The following is a 16,400-nucleotide window of genomic DNA, read 5'->3' as shown; positions in this document are numbered from 1 at the left end:
ACTCGAGATTATCAATTCCGGAGATTAAATCTATTGATTGACGCAATGCCAATTCGCGAAATGTTCAGCACGGGAACCACCCGCATTTAGCCGATGGTTCCCGCGTGACGTCTTGCACCTCAAGGTCGCTCCAGCGCCGCCATCGCGCGCACGATCACCAGCAGCACGGAAAGGCTCACGCCACTCGTCGCACGCAACTCCGCTAGCAGGTGCCCGTAGCGTTCGAGCGCCGCTGCGTGCTGTTCGCACCAGGCATCCACGAGGGCTTGCGCATCGGCGCTGTCGGGCGCGGCGGCAAGCGCATTCGTGGTGAGCGCGCGCTTGAGGCGCGCCACCTCCGCAAGCGCCGCTGCACGCGCCATCGTGTCCCAATGCGTGGGCGTAGGCAGCGCCGCCGCGCGTTCGCCGATCCAGCCATAGTTCAGGCGCATGTCCAGCGCGAAATACGCTGCCGCCACGTGCTCGAGCGGCCGGTCGCACGCCGCCGCCACATCGGCAATATCGAGCAGTGCGATGGAAATTTCACCGCTTGCCACCCGCACCGCCAACGCGCTCTCCACGCCCGCGTTCACGAGCGCCGCCTGGCGGGCCGACAACGCCTCGAGATCGCCGGCAGGCAATAGCATCGGCAATTGCGGCGCGAGCCGCTGCGCCGCGTCGCGGCAACGCGCGAGCAGCGCCCCTTCGCTGTCCACCGCGCCCGCCTGCAGATGCCGCAGGAACCAGAGCGCAGCGCGTTCGAGCAGCCGCGCAACGTCGACGAACATGCGTGCCTGCACGTCGTCGGGCACGCGGTTGTCGAGCGCGTCGATGTCGCGCCACACATCGTTGAGGTCGAACACGTCGCGCGCCATGATGCATGCGCGCACGATGTCGCCGGGCTGCACGTCTGTTTCTTCCATCAGGCGATGCACGAACGCGCAGCCCACGCGGTTCACGAGCGCGTTCGTCAGGTGGGTCGCGAGAATCTCGCGGCGCAGCGGATGGCGCTGCATCGGTTCGCTGTAGCGCTGCTGCAGCGGCTTCGGAAAATAATCGATCAGCAAGTTGGCGACGAGCGGATCTTCCGGCACGTCCGATTCGAGCAGCGCGTCGTAGAGCCACATTTTGCTGTAGGCGAGCAGCACGGCGCGCTCGGGCGACGTGAAACCGAGCTTCGCCCCCTGCCGTTCCGCGATTTCCTCGTCGGTCGGCAGGAACTCGATGGCGCGGTTCAAGCGGCCCGCGCGTTCGAGCCAGCGCATGAGCCGCGTTTCCGCATCGAGCAGTTCCGCGCTGTAGCGGCCCGCGATCGAGAGCGCCTGGGTCTGGTAGTAGTTGTCGCTGAGCACGAGCAATCCGACCTCGTCGGTCATGTCGGCGAGCAGCGTGTTGCGCTGCTTCATGGTCATCTCGCCATCGGCCACCACGAGGCCAAGCAAGATCTTGATGTTGACTTCGTGATCCGAACAGTCGACGCCCGCTGAATTGTCGATGGCGTCGGTATTGATGCGCCCGCCGCGTTGGGCGAATTCGATGCGGCCGAACTGCGTGACGCCCAGATTGCCGCCCTCGCCCACGACCTTGCAGCGCAGTTCCGCGCCGTTCACGCGCACCGCGTCGTTCGCTTTGTCGCCGACCTGGGCATGGGTCTCGCGCGCGGCCTTCACATAGGTGCCGATGCCGCCGTTGTAGAGCAAATCGACGGGCGCGAGCAAGATCGCACGAATCAATTCGGTTGGGGCGAGCGACGCCGCCTCGATGCCCAGCGCGCTTTGCACGGCCGCCGAAAGCGGAATGGTCTTCACGGTGCGCGCGAACACGCCGCCGCCCGCCGAGATGGCCGCGGGATCATAGTCGGCCCAGCTCGATCGCTCGAGCGCGAAGAGCCGGCTGCGTTCCGCGAAGCTCGTTGCCGGATCGGGATTGGGGTCGAGAAAGATATGCCGATGATCGAACGCGGCAACCAGCTTGATATGCGGCGAGAGCAGCATGCCGTTGCCGAACACGTCGCCCGACATGTCGCCGATGCCGACCACGGTGAAGTCGGTCGCCTGCGTATCGACGCCCATTTCGCGGAAGTGCCGCTTGACCGACTCCCACGCGCCGCGCGCCGTAATCGCCATCTTCTTGTGGTCGTAGCCCACCGAGCCGCCCGAAGCGAAGGCGTCATCGAGCCAGAAGCCATATTCGTGCGAAATCGCGTTGGCGTAGTCGGAGAAGGTCGCGGTGCCCTTGTCCGCCGCAACCACCAGATACGGATCGTCGGGGTCGTGGCGAACCACGTCTGGCGGCGGCACGATCACGTTGTTCACGAGGTTGTCGGTGAGATCGAGCAGGCCGCGCAGGAAGGTCTGATAGCACGCCACGCCTTCGCGCATCCACGCTTCGCGGTCGGTGAGCGGCGGCGGATTCTTCACCACGAAGCCGCCCTTCGAGCCCACCGGCACGATCACCACGTTCTTCACCATCTGCGCCTTCATGAGGCCGAGGACTTCGGTGCGGAAGTCCTCGCGCCGGTCGGACCAGCGCAAGCCGCCGCGCGCGACGCGCCCGCCGCGCAGGTGCACGCCTTCCACGCGCGGCGAGTAGACCCAGATCTCGAACATCGGCTTGGGCTCGGGCAGCCCGGGCACTTTTGCCGGATTGAACTTGAACGACAGCGACGGAAGCAGCGCGCCGTCCGCATCGCGACGGTAATAGTTGGTGCGCTGCGTCGCGTTGATGACGCCGAGAAATTGCCTGAGTATGCGGTCTTCGTCGAGATTGGGGACCTGGTCTAGCGCGCTTTCGATGGCTTTGAGCGCGCGCTCGGTGCGCACCTCACGCGCTTCTCCCACATCGCCGACCATGGGATCGAAACGAATGACGAACAGCTCGACGAGTTGGCGCGCGATGGCCGGGTTGCCCGTGAGGGCACGCTCGATATAGGCATCGCTGAATGTCGATCCCACCTGGCGCAGATACTTTGCATACGCGCGCAAAATGGTGACTTCGCGTGCGCTCAAATATGCGCGCAGCACGAGGCGATTGAAGTTGTCATTCTCGATACGCGCGCTCCACACGGCTTCGAATGCGTCTTCGAACAGGTCTTTCACGCGTTCGATGTCGAACTCCGCGTCGTCGGCGAGCTCGAGGCCGAAATCGTGTACCCATGCGGGTTCGCAGCCCGGCGCTTCGATGATGTAAGGACGCTCTTCATCCACGCGCACGCCCAGATGCTCGAGCATCGGCAGGCTGCGCGACAGCGCGATGGCTTCGCCCGTGCAGTACACCTTGAAGCGGAACGCGCGCGGTCCGGCTTCAATGGGGCGGTAAAGATTCATGGCAATGCGCCGCGTGCCTTGCACGCGCTCGATCAGCTCGATGTCGCGCACGGCGGTGCGCGCCGGATAGTCGTCGCGATAGCCGGCGGGAAACGAATCGGCGTAGCGGTGCAGGAGCCGCGTGCCCTGCTCTTCGCCAAAAGCGTCGAGCAAAGCGTCGGCCAGATCGTCTTGCCAGCGCCGCGTGACCTGCACGAGCCGCGCCTCCAGCTCGCGCGTGTTCACCTGGGGCATGGCGCCGGTTTTCGCATGGACTACGAAATGAATGCGTGCGAGCGCCGATTCGGACAGCAGCGGCGTGAATTCCACCGATTCGCCGTTGAACGCTTCCTTGAGCAGATTGGCGACGCGCAGGCGCAGATCCGTGTTGTACTTGTCGCGCGAAACGTACACGAGGCAGGACACGAAACGGCCGAAGCGGTCGCGCCGCACGAACAGGCGCGTGCGTTGATGTTCCTGCAAGCGCAATACGCCCATGGCAACGTCGAAAAGGTCGTCTTCGTCGGCTTGGAAGAGTTCGTCGCGCGGCCAGGTTTCGAGCACCGTCACGAGCGATTTGCCGAGGTGCCCTTTGGGCAGGAAGCCCGCGCGCCGCACGATGTTCGCGCACTTGCGGCGCACGATGGGAATTTCGGAACTGGAGACCATATAGGCCGTGGAGGTGTAGAGCCCCACGAAGCGCCGCTCGCCGCTCACCTTGCCGTCCTGCCCCACGAGCTTCACGCCCACATAGTCGAGATAGCCGGGCCGATGCACGGTCGCGCGCGAATTCGCCTTGGTCAGGAAGATGGGCCACGCGCCCGTGATGATTTCCGACGCCGCGCTGGGCAGCGGCGTCGTATCGGGCGTGCCGGGCGCGCGCAGCGACTCGCGCAGGATGCCGAGGCCCGAGCCTTCCACGCCGCGCAGGGCGAAGCCATCGCCGTGCTCGACGAGCGCGTAGTCGCGCTGGCCGAGGAAGGTGAAATGGTCGGCCGCCATCCATTCGAGGAACGCGCGCGATTCGACGTCTTCGGCGCTGCTTTCGCGCGCCTTCATGGCCTTGATCGTGGCGCGCGCCACCTCGACGATCTTCGGCCAGTCCTCGACCGCCGCGCGCACGTCGCCTAGCACCTTGGCGATAGCGCCACGCAGTTCCTCGAGTTTCGCTGCATCGCCGCAGCGGTCGACTTCGAAATGGATAAACGAGGCGAGTTGCGACTGGCCGTCGTCTGCGCCCGCGCCGCCCATGTCCACCCGCACGATCGCACCGTCCTGGCCGCGCCAGATGCGAAACACCGGATGCATCACCGAATGCAGCGCGAGCCCGAGCTTGTTGACGGCCATGGAGACCGAGTCGACGAGAAACGGCATGTCGTCGTTGACGATCTCGATCACCGTGTGGTCGGAGTGCCAGCCGTGCTGCTCGAGGATCGGGTTGTAGACCCGCATGCGCTCGCTGCCCGGCACGAAGCGCTGCGCCGCCTGCCAGTGCGCCATGGCGGCGCCGTAGAGATCGGCCACGCTGCGGCTGCGCAGGTCTTCGGCGTCGACGAAGTCGTAGTAATGCCTTAGAAAAGGTTCGACGATCTGGAAGGTCGGTTCGGGTAAACGCCCACGCGCGAATTCCACTAGATCGGAGAGCAGATGGGTGACGAATTCCTCGTTTCTTACTTGCATGGCGGACTCCAGAAAGGACGGCCATGGACTGCATCGGCGGGAGTTCATTATGCACCGGCCTCACGCTGGAAAGGGCTGGATGTGCGCGTTGCGCGCGGTGCTGAACAGCGTGGCGCGCCGCATTGCAGCATTTACAGGACCCTATTGGCAGTGCCCTTTTCAATTTACGGGGTCGAATACGGGTTACAAGAAAGCGACAATTAACGCCTGAAAATGGCTGCATTTCGTTTAATGGATTCGTATACTCCCGGCGTAAAGTCGAATCTGCCGGAGCAGCTCCGCTGCCAGCGCTTCCCGGCTTTCAGGAGAGATGCGGTGGATTCGTTTAGCAATACGAGGCAATTGACGCTGCGCGCGATGATCGCGTGCGCAGCGCTATTGGCTCCGGTGCTTGCCCAGGCGCAGGACCTCGGCGCCACGGGCAGTGCGCTCAGCGGCGCGTTATTCAACGGCTCCAGCGTTTCGGTCAAGGCCACGCGCAACATCGTCGACAGCGCAAAGGTCGACAATCTCGCCATTCCCCAGTTCGATTCATCCGGAAAATCGAAGACGCCGCCGCCGCGCGTGATGCCTTTCATCGACGGCGGCTATGGGCGCAGGCGGCCGGCAGTGGGCCTCGACTTCTCGTTCGAGCTGGGCGAGGCGTGCAACAGCCGGCCCGCATCGTCACCGGTTTAGCCGATCCTGAACTTGTCGAAGTCGTCCTGCCAGGTCGAGCGCTGATTGCCACGGGCAGAAAGCGCAAAGCGCGCCGCAAAGGCAAGGGCCGGCGGCTAGAACCGGTCGATCATCCCGAGCTGCACACCCCGCACCGTCGCGCCCGGCCACGATGGCGGAAGACCGGTGACGCTCACGCCACGCAACGTCATTTCGCCCTGCCCGTGATTGCGCAGCCAACCAGCGCTCGCGTAAAGCAATACGCGCGCCGAGACGTCGTACTCGCAAGCCGCGCTGAACTGGTCGGCGTCATTGTCGCCGCCGGAGCGGTCGCGCATAAACGTGTAGCCCAGCGCAGCGCGAAAACGCGCGCTCACCGCATAGCGCGCCGATATCGACACGCCATCGTTGTGATAGCGCGGCGTGCCGCCATCGCCGTTGAAGAACGAAACAAAACCCGTGATCGGGCCGTATACATACGAAACGCCGCCCAGATTCGCACGCAGCGCGCCATTGCCATGCGTTTGCTGGTGCGCGTATGAAATGCGCAATGGGCCGTTGCGATACACAAAGGTTTCGATGTTTCCCGCGATGCCGTTGCCATCGCCATCGCTCGCATTGCGCAGCGCGATCATCAGCGTCGTCGAGAAGCCGTGGAATTCGGGCGAAAGCCAGGTGATGGCGTTGCTCTCGTACGGCGTGATCTTCGAGAGATTGTTGAGCCCCGAGGCGATGGTGCCCGCGCCGAACGCATCGAGCCCGCCCTTGAATGGAATGTAGATGGGTGAGTACTGGCGGCCCACGCGCAGCGTGCCGTACGGCGTGCCCAGGCCGATCCACGCCTGGCGGTTGAAAATCGTGTTATTCACCGCGAACGTGCCGTCGTTCGAGCCGAAGCCGTTCTCCAGGGCGAACAGAATCCGCACACCGTTGCCGATGTCCTCGGCGCCGCGCAGGCCCATGCGCGAACCGCGATACGCGCCCGAGTCCATGCGCGCGACGTAGCCCGCGCCAGGGTTGGTGACTTCGATGCTCGTGTCGAGCAAGCCGTAGAGCGTGACGGTGCTTTGGGCATGCGCGTCACGCGGGTGCGCCGCCAGCACAAAGAGCACGAAGAGCAAGACGAGCGCGCCTGGCGGCGCGCTCCGCTCGCAAAAGCGGGCGCGAAGCCGCACACAAAACCACACACAAAGCCGCACGCGTTACTGCGGCAACGCGTAGGCGATCACGTAGTCGCCGAGCTTCGTGCCGAACGAGCCATGCCCGCCCGCCGCGATCACCACGTACTGCCGCCCGTTGACCGAATAGCTCATCGGCGTGGCCTGGCCGCCTGCCGGCAGACGGGCGCGCCAGATCTCCTTGCCGGTGTTCACGTCGAACCCGCGGATATAGTTGTCCGCCGTCGCGCCGATGAAGGCCACGCCGCCCGCCGTGACGATCGGGCCGCCCAGCATCGGCATGCCCATCTTGAACGGCAGCGGAACAGGCGAGCTGTCACGCACCGTGCCGATGCGCTTCTTCCACACGATCTCGTTGGTTTTCAAATCGATTGCGGCCATGTAGCCCCATGCCGGCTGCTTGCACGGCAGGCCGAACGGCGAGAGGAACGGGTTGAGCGTCACGCCGTAGGGCACGCCGTATTGCGGCTGGATACCCGACTCCGTGCCGCTGCCCTTGGCGCCCGGCTCCGGCTCCATCGGGTTGCCCGGGCCGCGCGGGATCAGCCGCGAGACGAACGGCAGCGCGATCGGGTTGGCGATGGCGATCTGGCGGTCCGTATCGACGGCAATGCCGCCCCACTCGAACATCCCGAGGTTGCCCGGGAATACCAGCGTGCCTTGCAGCGAAGGTGGCGTGAAGGTGCCTTCGTAGCGCAGCTTGTGGAACATGACGCGGCACACGAGCTGGTCGTACATCGTCGCGCCCCACATGTCGGCGTCGGTGAGCAGCTTCTTCGGGCGGAACGTGAGCGAGGAGAACGGTTGCGTCGGCGCGACGTGGTCGCCAGGCGCCGCGCCTTGCGGCACCGGCATTTCGGGCGCCGGCACGACGGGCTGGCCGGTGCGGCGGTCGAGCACGAACAGGTTGCCCGTCTTCGCAGGGCCGTACACCACCGGCACGGTCTTGCCGTCCTTGTCGGCGATGTCGGCGAGCGTGGGCTGCGAGGGCATGTCCATGTCCCACAGGTCGTGGTGCGCGGTCTGGTAGAACCAGGCGAGCTTGCCTGTGGACGCGTGCAGCGCCAGGATGCCGCTCGCGTAGCGCTCCATCAGCGGCGTGCGGTCGCCGCCCCAGATGTCCGGCGTCTTCACGCCCATCGGCAGATAGACGATGTCGAGCTTCGCGTCGTAGGCGGCGGGCGCCCACGAGTTCGGCGAATTCCACGTGTAATGCTCGCCCGGGCCTGGAATCTTGTTCGGACTCTCCGCGCCCGTGTCGAACACCCAGAGCAGCTCGCCCGTGCGTACGTCGAAGCCACGGATCACCCCCGACGGTTCGCGGTTCGAGAAGTTGTCCTCCACCGCGCCCGCCATCACGATCACCTTGTTCGTGACGACCGGCGGCGAGGTGGGCTCGTACATGCCCGGCGTATTGACCGGCATCGCATGCTGCAGGTCGAGCTCGCCGTTGTTGCCGAAGCCCGCGCAGCGCTCGCCGGTGATCGCATCGAGGGCATAGAGGTGGCCGTCGTTCACGGGCAGCAGGATGCGGCGCGTGCAGGCGCCGTTCGCCGATGCGGTGGTCGCTGGCGCGGCCGGTGCGGCATCGCTCGCCGGCGCGGCAGCTTGACTGGCCGATGCGCCTGCGTCGCTGGCGGGCGCAGCGCCCTGCGTCGACGAAGTGGCTATGGCGTCCGATGCCGCGGCTTGCGCGGACGAAGCGCTGGCTGCAACGTCGCTCGCGGCGGCGGCGGGCGTTGTTGCCGCGTTCGCCGCATTCGCCGCGAGATCGATATACGACACGCCGCGGCAAGTCACATGCTGGAAGGACGGATCGGCCTGCAGCTTCGGATCGAATTTCCACTTGAGCTCGCCCGTCTGCGCGTCGAGCACGAAAAGCTTCTGGTGCGGCGAGCACAGATAGAGCAGCTTGCCGATCTTCAGCGGCGTGACCTCATTGGTGATCTCGACCGGATCGTTCGGGCCTTTCATGTCGCCCGTGCGGAAGGTCCAGGCCACCCGCAGGTTCTTCACGTTTTCCGGCGTGATCTGTTGCAGCGGCGAATAGCGCGTGCCTTCCTGAGTGCGACCGTAGGCGGGCCAGTCGGCAGGATCGATGCCGTCGGGATTCGCAGCAGGCGTCGTACCCGCCGATGCGCCGAACGAACCGTTGATCGTCTGCGGATCGTTGAAGCACGCGTAGACCAGCACGCCCGCCCAGATCACGAGCGCGGCGACGAGCGTGCTCACGCCCAGCTTCTTCGCGCCTTCGAGCCGCCAGCTCACGAGCAGCAGGAGCCACACGCCAAAGACGACCAGCACGCCGGAGCGCGGCGCGAGCGCCCAGAAGTCGGGCCCCGACTCCCAGAGCGACCAGATTGCCGTGCCCACCAGCACGAGCGCATAGAGCACGAGCGCGGCGGGACTGCGCCGGTGCAACAGCCACGTCACGCCGAGCAGCACGACGCCGGTCACGACGTAGTACGGAGAGCCGCCGAGCGAAAGCAGCCATGCGCCGCCCGCCAGCAGATAGAGCGCCGTAAGCGCGATGAAAACTAGCGTAATGCCGCCGATGAACCCCGGCGACGTCGACGATGCAGCTTGCCTGGACATGATGGTCTCAACCTCCGTTTGAGGGCGCCGCTTTCACCGCTCTTGATCAGATCAGAATACGTGCATCATGCCGATGTACGCGCCAGTCTGCGACTCGCCGGCCATCGGGCTCGTGGGCGAACCCGAATCGCGCGGCGTGGCGAACACCGAGAAGGTCCCGTTCTTGCTGTTATCCACGTACGCAACGGTGCCGTAAAGGAAGGTGCGCGCGCTCAGGTTGTAAGTGGTCCCGAGCGCATAGAGCATGGCATGGCTCGACGGATCATGCGCAGCGTCGCCACCGCCCTCGCCCACGTGAATATAGAAACCCGCCGCCGTCATGGCCCAGCGCGGCGTAGCCTGGTAGGTCGCGCCCAACCAGTAGTGGTCGGCGCTATGCGCCACGCCCACGGGCGAGTCGGGCGCGGAATAGTGCGTGTAGGCAGCCTGAATCTTGAACTTCTGCACGCGCAGATTGCCGCCCGCGAAATACTCGCGCGAGGCCGTGAAGATGTTTGAAAGGCGGCCGTTCTGATCGCGCAGCTCGTCGTAGATGCCGCGCACGTCGAAGAGCGACGAGTGATACGTGAGCATGATGCCGTCCGAGCGGCCGAACTCGCCCGGCGCGCCGCTGTTCCATGCGCCCGGCTGATTACCGAACGCATATTGCCCCTGCACGTCGAAGCCATGCCAGACCGGGCTGTGATATTCGACGTTGTTGCTGGTCTGCTGCCAGTTGCGGCCGCGCACGAGCGAAGCCGACGACACCGCCTGCTGCACGAACGGATCGAATTCCCATACGCCATCGCTGTCGATGAAGAGATTGCGGCCCGCCTGCAACTGGCCCCACGTCTCGTTCTTCATGCCGACATAGGCGCGGCGCGAGAACAACCGGCCGCCCCCCGTGGTGCCGTTCATGATCTGCACGGCGGTTTCGAGGTCGAACAGCGCACGGGTGCCGCCGCCCAGATCCTCGCTGCCCTTGAGGCCGAACATGCTGGTGCCCCAATCTCCGCCTTCCGCGCTCCAGCGGGTCGAGCTGCCGCCCGTGCCGTTGGCGATATGGTTCAGGTATTCGATGCCGCCGTCGACGCGGCCATAGAGCGTCACGCTCGATTGTGCCGAGGCAGCCGTGCTGGCTGCGAGCAGGACACACGCGCCCAGTTGCTTTTTTCCCATCTCAGCTCCCAGGTGGGTTTCTTGCTTCGCTTTTCCGTACCGCTGGGGATGCTTCACGCGGCGCCAGGGGCCAGGCATCGTTCGATGCACACTGATCCAACCGCACTGCGTCTGGAAAAATATAGCGCGTCATTGAAGCGAGTGCTTTCTCGCTGCACGCCGCCATCATGCGCGGCATGGACGGCCGCGCTTCATCGGCCCTTGAACACGCTATCGTTCGTTTTGGTGTTGCCGATCGTCGGCCGGATTGGTACGGGAATGCGTGTGCCTCGCGCCTTCACGCGCATGAAACACGGGCAGACGCCAGCCGAAATGCAGCGCCGCGAGCCGCAGCGCCACGCAGGCCGCAGTCGCGACCCATGGCGTCCAGGACGACGACCACTCGGCCGCATTGAGCCCGACCTGTAACGCCGCCCCCAGGAGCGCAGCCGACGCATAGATCTCGCGCTCCAGAATCGCGGGAACGCGCGAAAGCAGAATGTCACGCAGCACGCCGCCGCCCACCGCGCTCACCATGCCGAGCAGGATCGCGGTCTCTGCACTGTTGGTCCAGATCCACGCCTTCTGCGCACCCGACACCGCGAACAGTCCCAGCCCGATCGCATCGAAAAACAGCACCGGATGGCGCAGCCGCCGCACTTTTGGATAAGCGGCAATAGTGAGCGCCGCCGCGAGCAGCGACACCGCCAGATACGCCCAGTTGGACAGCCCCGCGGGCGGAATCGCGCCGATGCTCACATCGCGCACGATGCCGCCGCCGCACGCCACCATGAAGGTCACGACGATGATGCCGAACAGATCGAGCCGCCGCTGCCGCGCGGCCACGGCGCCCGAGATCGCGAATGCAAAGGTGCCGACCAGATCGAGGACCGTGTACGCCGTATGGGCGTTCATATGCGCGCTGACGTGCGCACCCAGTGCTGCGCTCACGCTGCCTCGCTTTCCTGTCCGGTTGTGCACTCGCGCTGATTCTCGTAGCCAAGCCACGCGCCGGCGGCGCAAAGCATGGCTTCGACGCCCGCACGCAGCGTCGTGTCGATAACCGGCGCGAACAAGGGCGAGTGATTGCTCGGAATCTCGTTGATCTTCTTTGCCGCTTTGGCCTTCGCGTAAATCTCGGGATCGGTGCCGCCGACGAACCAGAACGCGTATGGCACGCCCCATTCGCGGCCAAACACGCTGAAGTCCTCGCTGGCGGCCGCAGGCTGCGTTTCGTAGGCGCGCTCGCCAAAATGCGCCTCGAATGCCGTGCGCAGGCGCGCGGTGGTGGCGTCGTCGTTCACGGTAAGCGGGAGGGTCGAGATCGTGGTGAACTCAGGTTCGCGCGGCGCATTGGAAGCTGCACATTCCGCGCAGCAAATGCGCCGGATCGCGCCGAGCATGTACTCGCGCACGTCCTCGTCGTAGGTGCGCACATTGAGCTTGAGCGTGGCATCGTCGGGAATGATGTTTTCCTTCGTGCCCGCCTGCAATGAGCCGACGGTGAGCACGGCGCGATCACTCGGCGCGATCTCGCGCGAAACGATGGTCTGCAGGCGCAGCGTGGTAGAGGCCGCCATGATCACCGGATCGATCGACGTCTGCGGCTGCGAGCCGTGCGAACCGCGGCCGAAGAGCTTTACCTTGATGCTGTCGCCGGCCGAGAGAATCGTGCCGCTGCGATACCCGACCGTGCCCGCCGAGCCCACCATCACGTGCTGGCCGAGGATGACGTCGGGCTTCGGAAAGCGCGCGATCATGCCGTCGTCGACCATGCTGCGCGCGCCGCGGCCCACCTCCTCGCCGGGCTGGAACACCGCCATGAGCGTGCCGCGCCAGCCGTCGCGATGCGCCGCCATCAAACGCGCGGCGCCCAGCAACCAGGTCACGTGCATGTCATGGCCGCAAGCGTGCGCGACACCCACCTGCACGCCGTCCTCGTCCTTCACGGTGACCTTGCTCGCGTAGGGCAAACCCGTGGACTCGGTCACCGGCAACGCGTCCATGTCGGCGCGCAGCATCACCACCGGGCCCTCGCCGTTGCGCAGCAGCGCCACCACCCCGGTCACGCCGACTTCGCGCGTGACTTCGAAGCCGAGCTTTTCCACGTAATCGGCGACGATTTGCGCAGTGCGGAACTCCTGCATCGAGAGTTCCGGATGCGCGTGCAGGTCCTTGTAGATCGACTCAAGCTCGGGCAAAAGCGCGTCGATGTCGGGTGCGAACGATGAAGCCAGATTGTGCATGAGTCACTCCTGGTCAGGTTGCGCCGCTGGCGTTCACCAGCAGGCTATCTGAAAGTTTTTCCAGCAGGCGGTCAAGTATCTTGCGCTCGCCAAGCGTGAGTGCGGCCGAGAGCTCGGCTTCGAGCGCGGCGCCCGCCTTCGCGGAGGCCCTCGCCACCTTGACGCCTTCGGGCGTGCCGCTCAGTGCGACGCTGCGGCGGTCCTGAGCATGCGTATCGCGGACGATCAGGCCGCGCCCCTCCAGTTCGGCCAACGTCTTGGAGAGCAGGGTTTTTTCGATCAAGGCGCGCTGCGAAACGGCTTTGGGCGTGATGCCGGCCTCGCCGCAAACGAGCCGCAGCACGCGCAGCGCGCGCACGTCGAGACCCCAGCGCTCGCGGTAGACGGCGTTGGCGCGCTCGATCAGCAGCGCGCTCGCGAGGTCGAGCCTGAAGGTGAGAAAACCGGAATAGAGTCCTGTGGACAAGCGCGTACTCCCGTGGCGTGCACCGGCAAGACCGGTGACGCATGGGAGTATAGTTATTTAGTTGAAAATTTCAACCAGATTCCTGCAAATGACGCGGCGCCGCGCGTGTGGCCGCCCGGTTCATTTTTGAATCACGCTCATGCGGGGTTGGCGCACAGACTTCCATCGCAGCAACGCGTGCGCCGCGAGACCGAACAGCAGCCCCCAAAAAGCCGCACCTAAACCGAACAGCGACATGCCCGATGCCGAAACAATAAATGTGACCAATGCGGCGTCGCGATCGCCGGCATCGGCCATCGATGCGGCCAACGCGCTTGCGACAGTCGGGAACAGCGCAAGCCCCGCGAGCGCGGCGATCAACTCCTTCGGCAGCATGGCAAACAGCGAGAGCACTGTCGCGGCGATGGCGCCAAGCACGATATACAGCACACCGCCCGATACCCCGGCGACATAGCGTTTGCCCGGATCTTCATGCGCCTCGTGGCCCGTGCAAATGGCCGCCGTGATTGCGGCCAGATTCAGGCCATGGCACCCGAACGGCGCGAGCAAAGCGGAAGCCGCCGACGACCATGCTATGACCGGCCCGGCGCTGGGCCGCGTGTAGCCCGCGTTGCGCATCACCGCCATGCCCGGCACCCACTGTCCCGTGAGCGCCACCACCACCAGCGGCAACGAGATGTTGACGATGGCCTGCCAGTCCAAACGCGGCGTGGTCCAGACCGGGCTGGTGAGCTGCATTGGCGGTACGTGGCCGACGAGCTTTCCGAGCGCGACCGAGATCAACGCACCGACCACGAGCACGCCTGCCACGGCATAGCGCGGGAACGCGCGACGGCCTATAAAGAACGCAATGAACATCGAGCCGACCAGTACCGGCTGCGCGGGCAACACGACAAACAGCTTCGATGTGAAGCCGAACAGAATACCCGCGAGCATCGCTGCGGAAATGCCCGCCGGCAATCTGGAAACGATCTTGTCGAACGTTCTGGTGACGCCCACGAGACAAATGACGAGGCTTGCCGCGAGATACGCACCGACTGCCGCCGCATAATCGACCGTGGGCAGCAGCGAAATCAGCAGCGCCGAGCCCGGCGCCGACCACGCGATGACCACCGGCACCTTGTAGCGCAACGACAGCACGATGCCGAGCACGCCGGAGCCCACCGCGATCGTCCACACCCATGATTCAAGCAGCGCATGGGGCAAGCCTTGCGCCGCCTGGAACACGATGACGAGCGGCCCGGCGAACGAGATCAGCGTGGCGATGCATCCGGCGAGCACGGCAGGCAGCGAGCAATCCTTGATCAACTGGCGCATGGCGTTCATGTGTCAGCCGTTGTCTCCGCCCGCGACCGGCAGCACGGTGCCGGTGATATAGCTGGCCTCGTCCGACGCCAGAAAGAGGATCGGCGCGATTTGTTCGTCGAGTGTGCCGTAGCGCTTGAAGAACGTCGATTCGGTGACCTGCTGCACCGCTTCGTTCATCCACGCTTTTTCCTGCTCGCTATCTCCGGCCGCATTGCGCGGAACGCGGCGTGCGGGCGCGCTAGTGCCGCCCGGGGCGCTCGCGACCACGCGAATATTGTGCTCGCCGTATTCCATGGCCAGCGCCTGGGTTAGCGTGTTGACGCCGCCCTTGGCCGCCGAATACGGCACGCGGCGAATACCGCGCGTGGCGTTCGACGAAACGTTGACGATGGTTCCGCCACCCCGCGCGAGCAAATGCGGCAGCACCGCATGGCACGCATACAGCGTGGGCATCAGCGAGCGGCGAATTTCCGCGTCGATCTGTGCCGGTTCGAATTCGGCGAACGGACGCATGCGAATCGCGCCGCCCACGCCGTTGATCAAAATGTCGATGCCGCCGAACTTCTCGGCAGCGAACGCCATGGTCGCCCGCGCGCCTTCGTAGGTCTCCAGATCGGCGACGAATCCCGCGGTCTGCGCGCCTTCAGCCTCGGCGGCGACTTCAGAAACGAAATCGGCGCGATCGACGAACACCACCTTGCCGCCCTCGGCGGCCGCACGCAGCGCCACGCCCCGCCCGATGCCCTGCGCCGCGCCCGTGACGACGACGACCTTGCCTGTGAATCGTTGCATGTTCATGCCGCCTTCGCCGGTGCGTTGGGAGTGAACTTCTCGTATTGGAAGCTGTTCGGCTTCACGCCTTCGTCGTCGAAATACTTGCGCACCGCGTCGACCATCGGCGGCGGCCCGCACAGGTACACGTCGACATCGCCGTCGTTCAGTGCGTCGGCCGGAATGTGCTGCGTAACCCAGCCCTTGCGCGGATGATTCGATTCCGCTTCGGCCACGACAGTCGCAAAGCTGAAATTCGGCAGCTTCGCCATATACGCCTCGATCTCCTCCACCTGCACCAGATCGAGATCGCGCGTGACGCCGTAAATCAGATGCACCTTCTGCTGCGGATTCGTGCGCGCCAGCACTTCGAGCATCGAAAGGAACGGCGCGAGGCCCGTGCCGCCGGCCAGGAACAGCAACGGCCGCTGCAAGTCGCGCAAATAAAAACTGCCAAGCGGCCCGTGCAACTCGAGCTTTTCGCCGGGCTGAGCCGATTCCAGCCACGTGCTCATGACGCCGCCGGGAATCTTCTTGATCAGGAAGCTGATTTTCGCTTCGCCCGGCGCCGATGAAAACGAGTACGAGCGACGCTGCCCGCTGCCGGGAACGTCGATGTTCACGTACTGCCCTGGCAGGAACACCGGCGCGTTCGCATCCACATTCATTTCGAGCACCACGGCTGCATCGTTGTGCTGCTCGACCTTCGAGACGGTCGCGGCAAATTTGCCGTGCCCTGTCTTGCACGCGGAAGACGAGGTGGGAACCGCAATCACGCAATCGCTTTGCGGCACCATCTGGCAGGTCAGCACGAGACCGCCGTTCTTTTCCTCCTCGGTCAGCGCATCTTCGATGTAATCGTCGCCGAGATCGTAGCTGCCGCTCTCCGCGCGGCACTTGCAGGTACCGCACACGCCATCGGAGCAATCCATCGGCAAATTGATCTTCGCGCGAAAGGCAGCGTCGAGCACCTTCTCCCCCGCCTTACAGTCGATGAAACGGGTGACGCCGTCCTCGAAATTCAGTGCAACCTTGAAACTGGACATGGGAACCTCCTCCACTGCCTGTGATACTTGCC

Annotated in this window: 11 protein-coding genes; 1 reads left to right on the top strand and 10 read right to left on the bottom strand. The window is 64.8% G+C overall.

Annotation, left to right across the window (positions count from 1 at the left end; translation table 11 throughout):
• Positions 1 to 119: 119 nt before the first annotated feature.
• Complete coding sequence (locus P5W98_RS32960; RefSeq protein WP_421028606.1) at positions 120 to 4,964, bottom strand: NAD-glutamate dehydrogenase; 4,845 nt, start codon at positions 4,962 to 4,964, stop codon at positions 120 to 122.
• Positions 4,965 to 5,279: 315 nt separating this feature from the next.
• On the opposite strand from P5W98_RS32960, the gene P5W98_RS32955 reads away from it, so the two are divergent.
• A complete protein-coding gene (locus tag P5W98_RS32955; RefSeq protein ID WP_421028605.1) occupies positions 5,280 to 5,642 on the top strand; it encodes a hypothetical protein in 363 nt (120 codons plus the stop codon).
• Between the two features lie 95 nt (positions 5,643 to 5,737).
• Here the strand turns inward: P5W98_RS32955 and P5W98_RS32950 are convergent, their stop codons facing one another.
• The 9 genes from P5W98_RS32950 to benC all read right to left on the bottom strand — a co-directional run bounded on the left by P5W98_RS32950 (position 5,738) and on the right by benC (position 16,368).
• The gene (locus tag P5W98_RS32950) at positions 5,738 to 6,742 is read right to left on the bottom strand and encodes a porin (RefSeq protein ID WP_421028604.1); all 1,005 of its coding nucleotides are present in this window, start codon (positions 6,740 to 6,742) and stop codon (positions 5,738 to 5,740) included.
• Positions 6,743 to 6,823: 81 nt separating this feature from the next.
• Positions 6,824 to 9,394 carry a glucose/quinate/shikimate family membrane-bound PQQ-dependent dehydrogenase gene (locus P5W98_RS32945; protein WP_421028603.1) on the bottom strand — a complete coding sequence of 857 codons (2,571 nt, stop codon included), beginning with the start codon at positions 9,392 to 9,394 and terminating at the stop codon, positions 6,824 to 6,826.
• Between the two features lie 51 nt (positions 9,395 to 9,445).
• Positions 9,446 to 10,552: a porin gene (locus P5W98_RS32940; protein WP_421028602.1), complete on the bottom strand. Its 1,107-nt coding sequence runs from the start codon at positions 10,550 to 10,552 to the stop codon at positions 9,446 to 9,448.
• A gap of 210 nt (positions 10,553 to 10,762) precedes the next feature.
• The gene (locus P5W98_RS32935; RefSeq protein WP_421028793.1) at positions 10,763 to 11,446 is read right to left on the bottom strand and encodes a trimeric intracellular cation channel family protein; all 684 of its coding nucleotides are present in this window, start codon (positions 11,444 to 11,446) and stop codon (positions 10,763 to 10,765) included.
• A gap of 32 nt (positions 11,447 to 11,478) precedes the next feature.
• A complete protein-coding gene (locus P5W98_RS32930; RefSeq protein WP_421028601.1) occupies positions 11,479 to 12,777 on the bottom strand; it encodes a M20 family metallopeptidase in 1,299 nt (432 codons plus the stop codon).
• A gap of 13 nt (positions 12,778 to 12,790) precedes the next feature.
• On the bottom strand, positions 12,791 to 13,243 hold the full coding sequence (locus P5W98_RS32925; RefSeq protein ID WP_421028600.1) for a MarR family winged helix-turn-helix transcriptional regulator: 453 nt from the start codon (positions 13,241 to 13,243) through the stop codon (positions 12,791 to 12,793).
• A 120-nt stretch (positions 13,244 to 13,363) separates the two neighbouring features.
• Positions 13,364 to 14,569 (bottom strand): benzoate/H(+) symporter BenE family transporter, encoded by a 1,206-nt coding sequence (locus P5W98_RS32920; RefSeq protein ID WP_421028599.1) that lies wholly within the window; start codon positions 14,567 to 14,569, stop codon positions 13,364 to 13,366.
• Positions 14,570 to 14,572: 3 nt separating this feature from the next.
• Positions 14,573 to 15,349 (bottom strand): benzoate diol dehydrogenase BenD, encoded by a 777-nt coding sequence (benD, locus tag P5W98_RS32915; protein ID WP_421028598.1) that lies wholly within the window; start codon positions 15,347 to 15,349, stop codon positions 14,573 to 14,575.
• The gene (gene benC / locus P5W98_RS32910; protein ID WP_421028597.1) at positions 15,346 to 16,368 is read right to left on the bottom strand and encodes a benzoate 1,2-dioxygenase electron transfer component BenC; all 1,023 of its coding nucleotides are present in this window, start codon (positions 16,366 to 16,368) and stop codon (positions 15,346 to 15,348) included. The genes benD and benC overlap by 4 nt, the downstream gene beginning before the upstream one ends.
• Positions 16,369 to 16,400 lie beyond the last annotated feature (32 nt).

It is taken from the genome of Paraburkholderia sp. A1BS-2L (assembly GCF_051125205.1).
Lineage (GTDB): Bacteria > Pseudomonadota > Gammaproteobacteria > Burkholderiales > Burkholderiaceae > Paraburkholderia.
The sequence above is the reverse complement of the archived record's forward strand: the minus strand, read 5'-3'. Positions and strand labels throughout refer to the sequence as shown.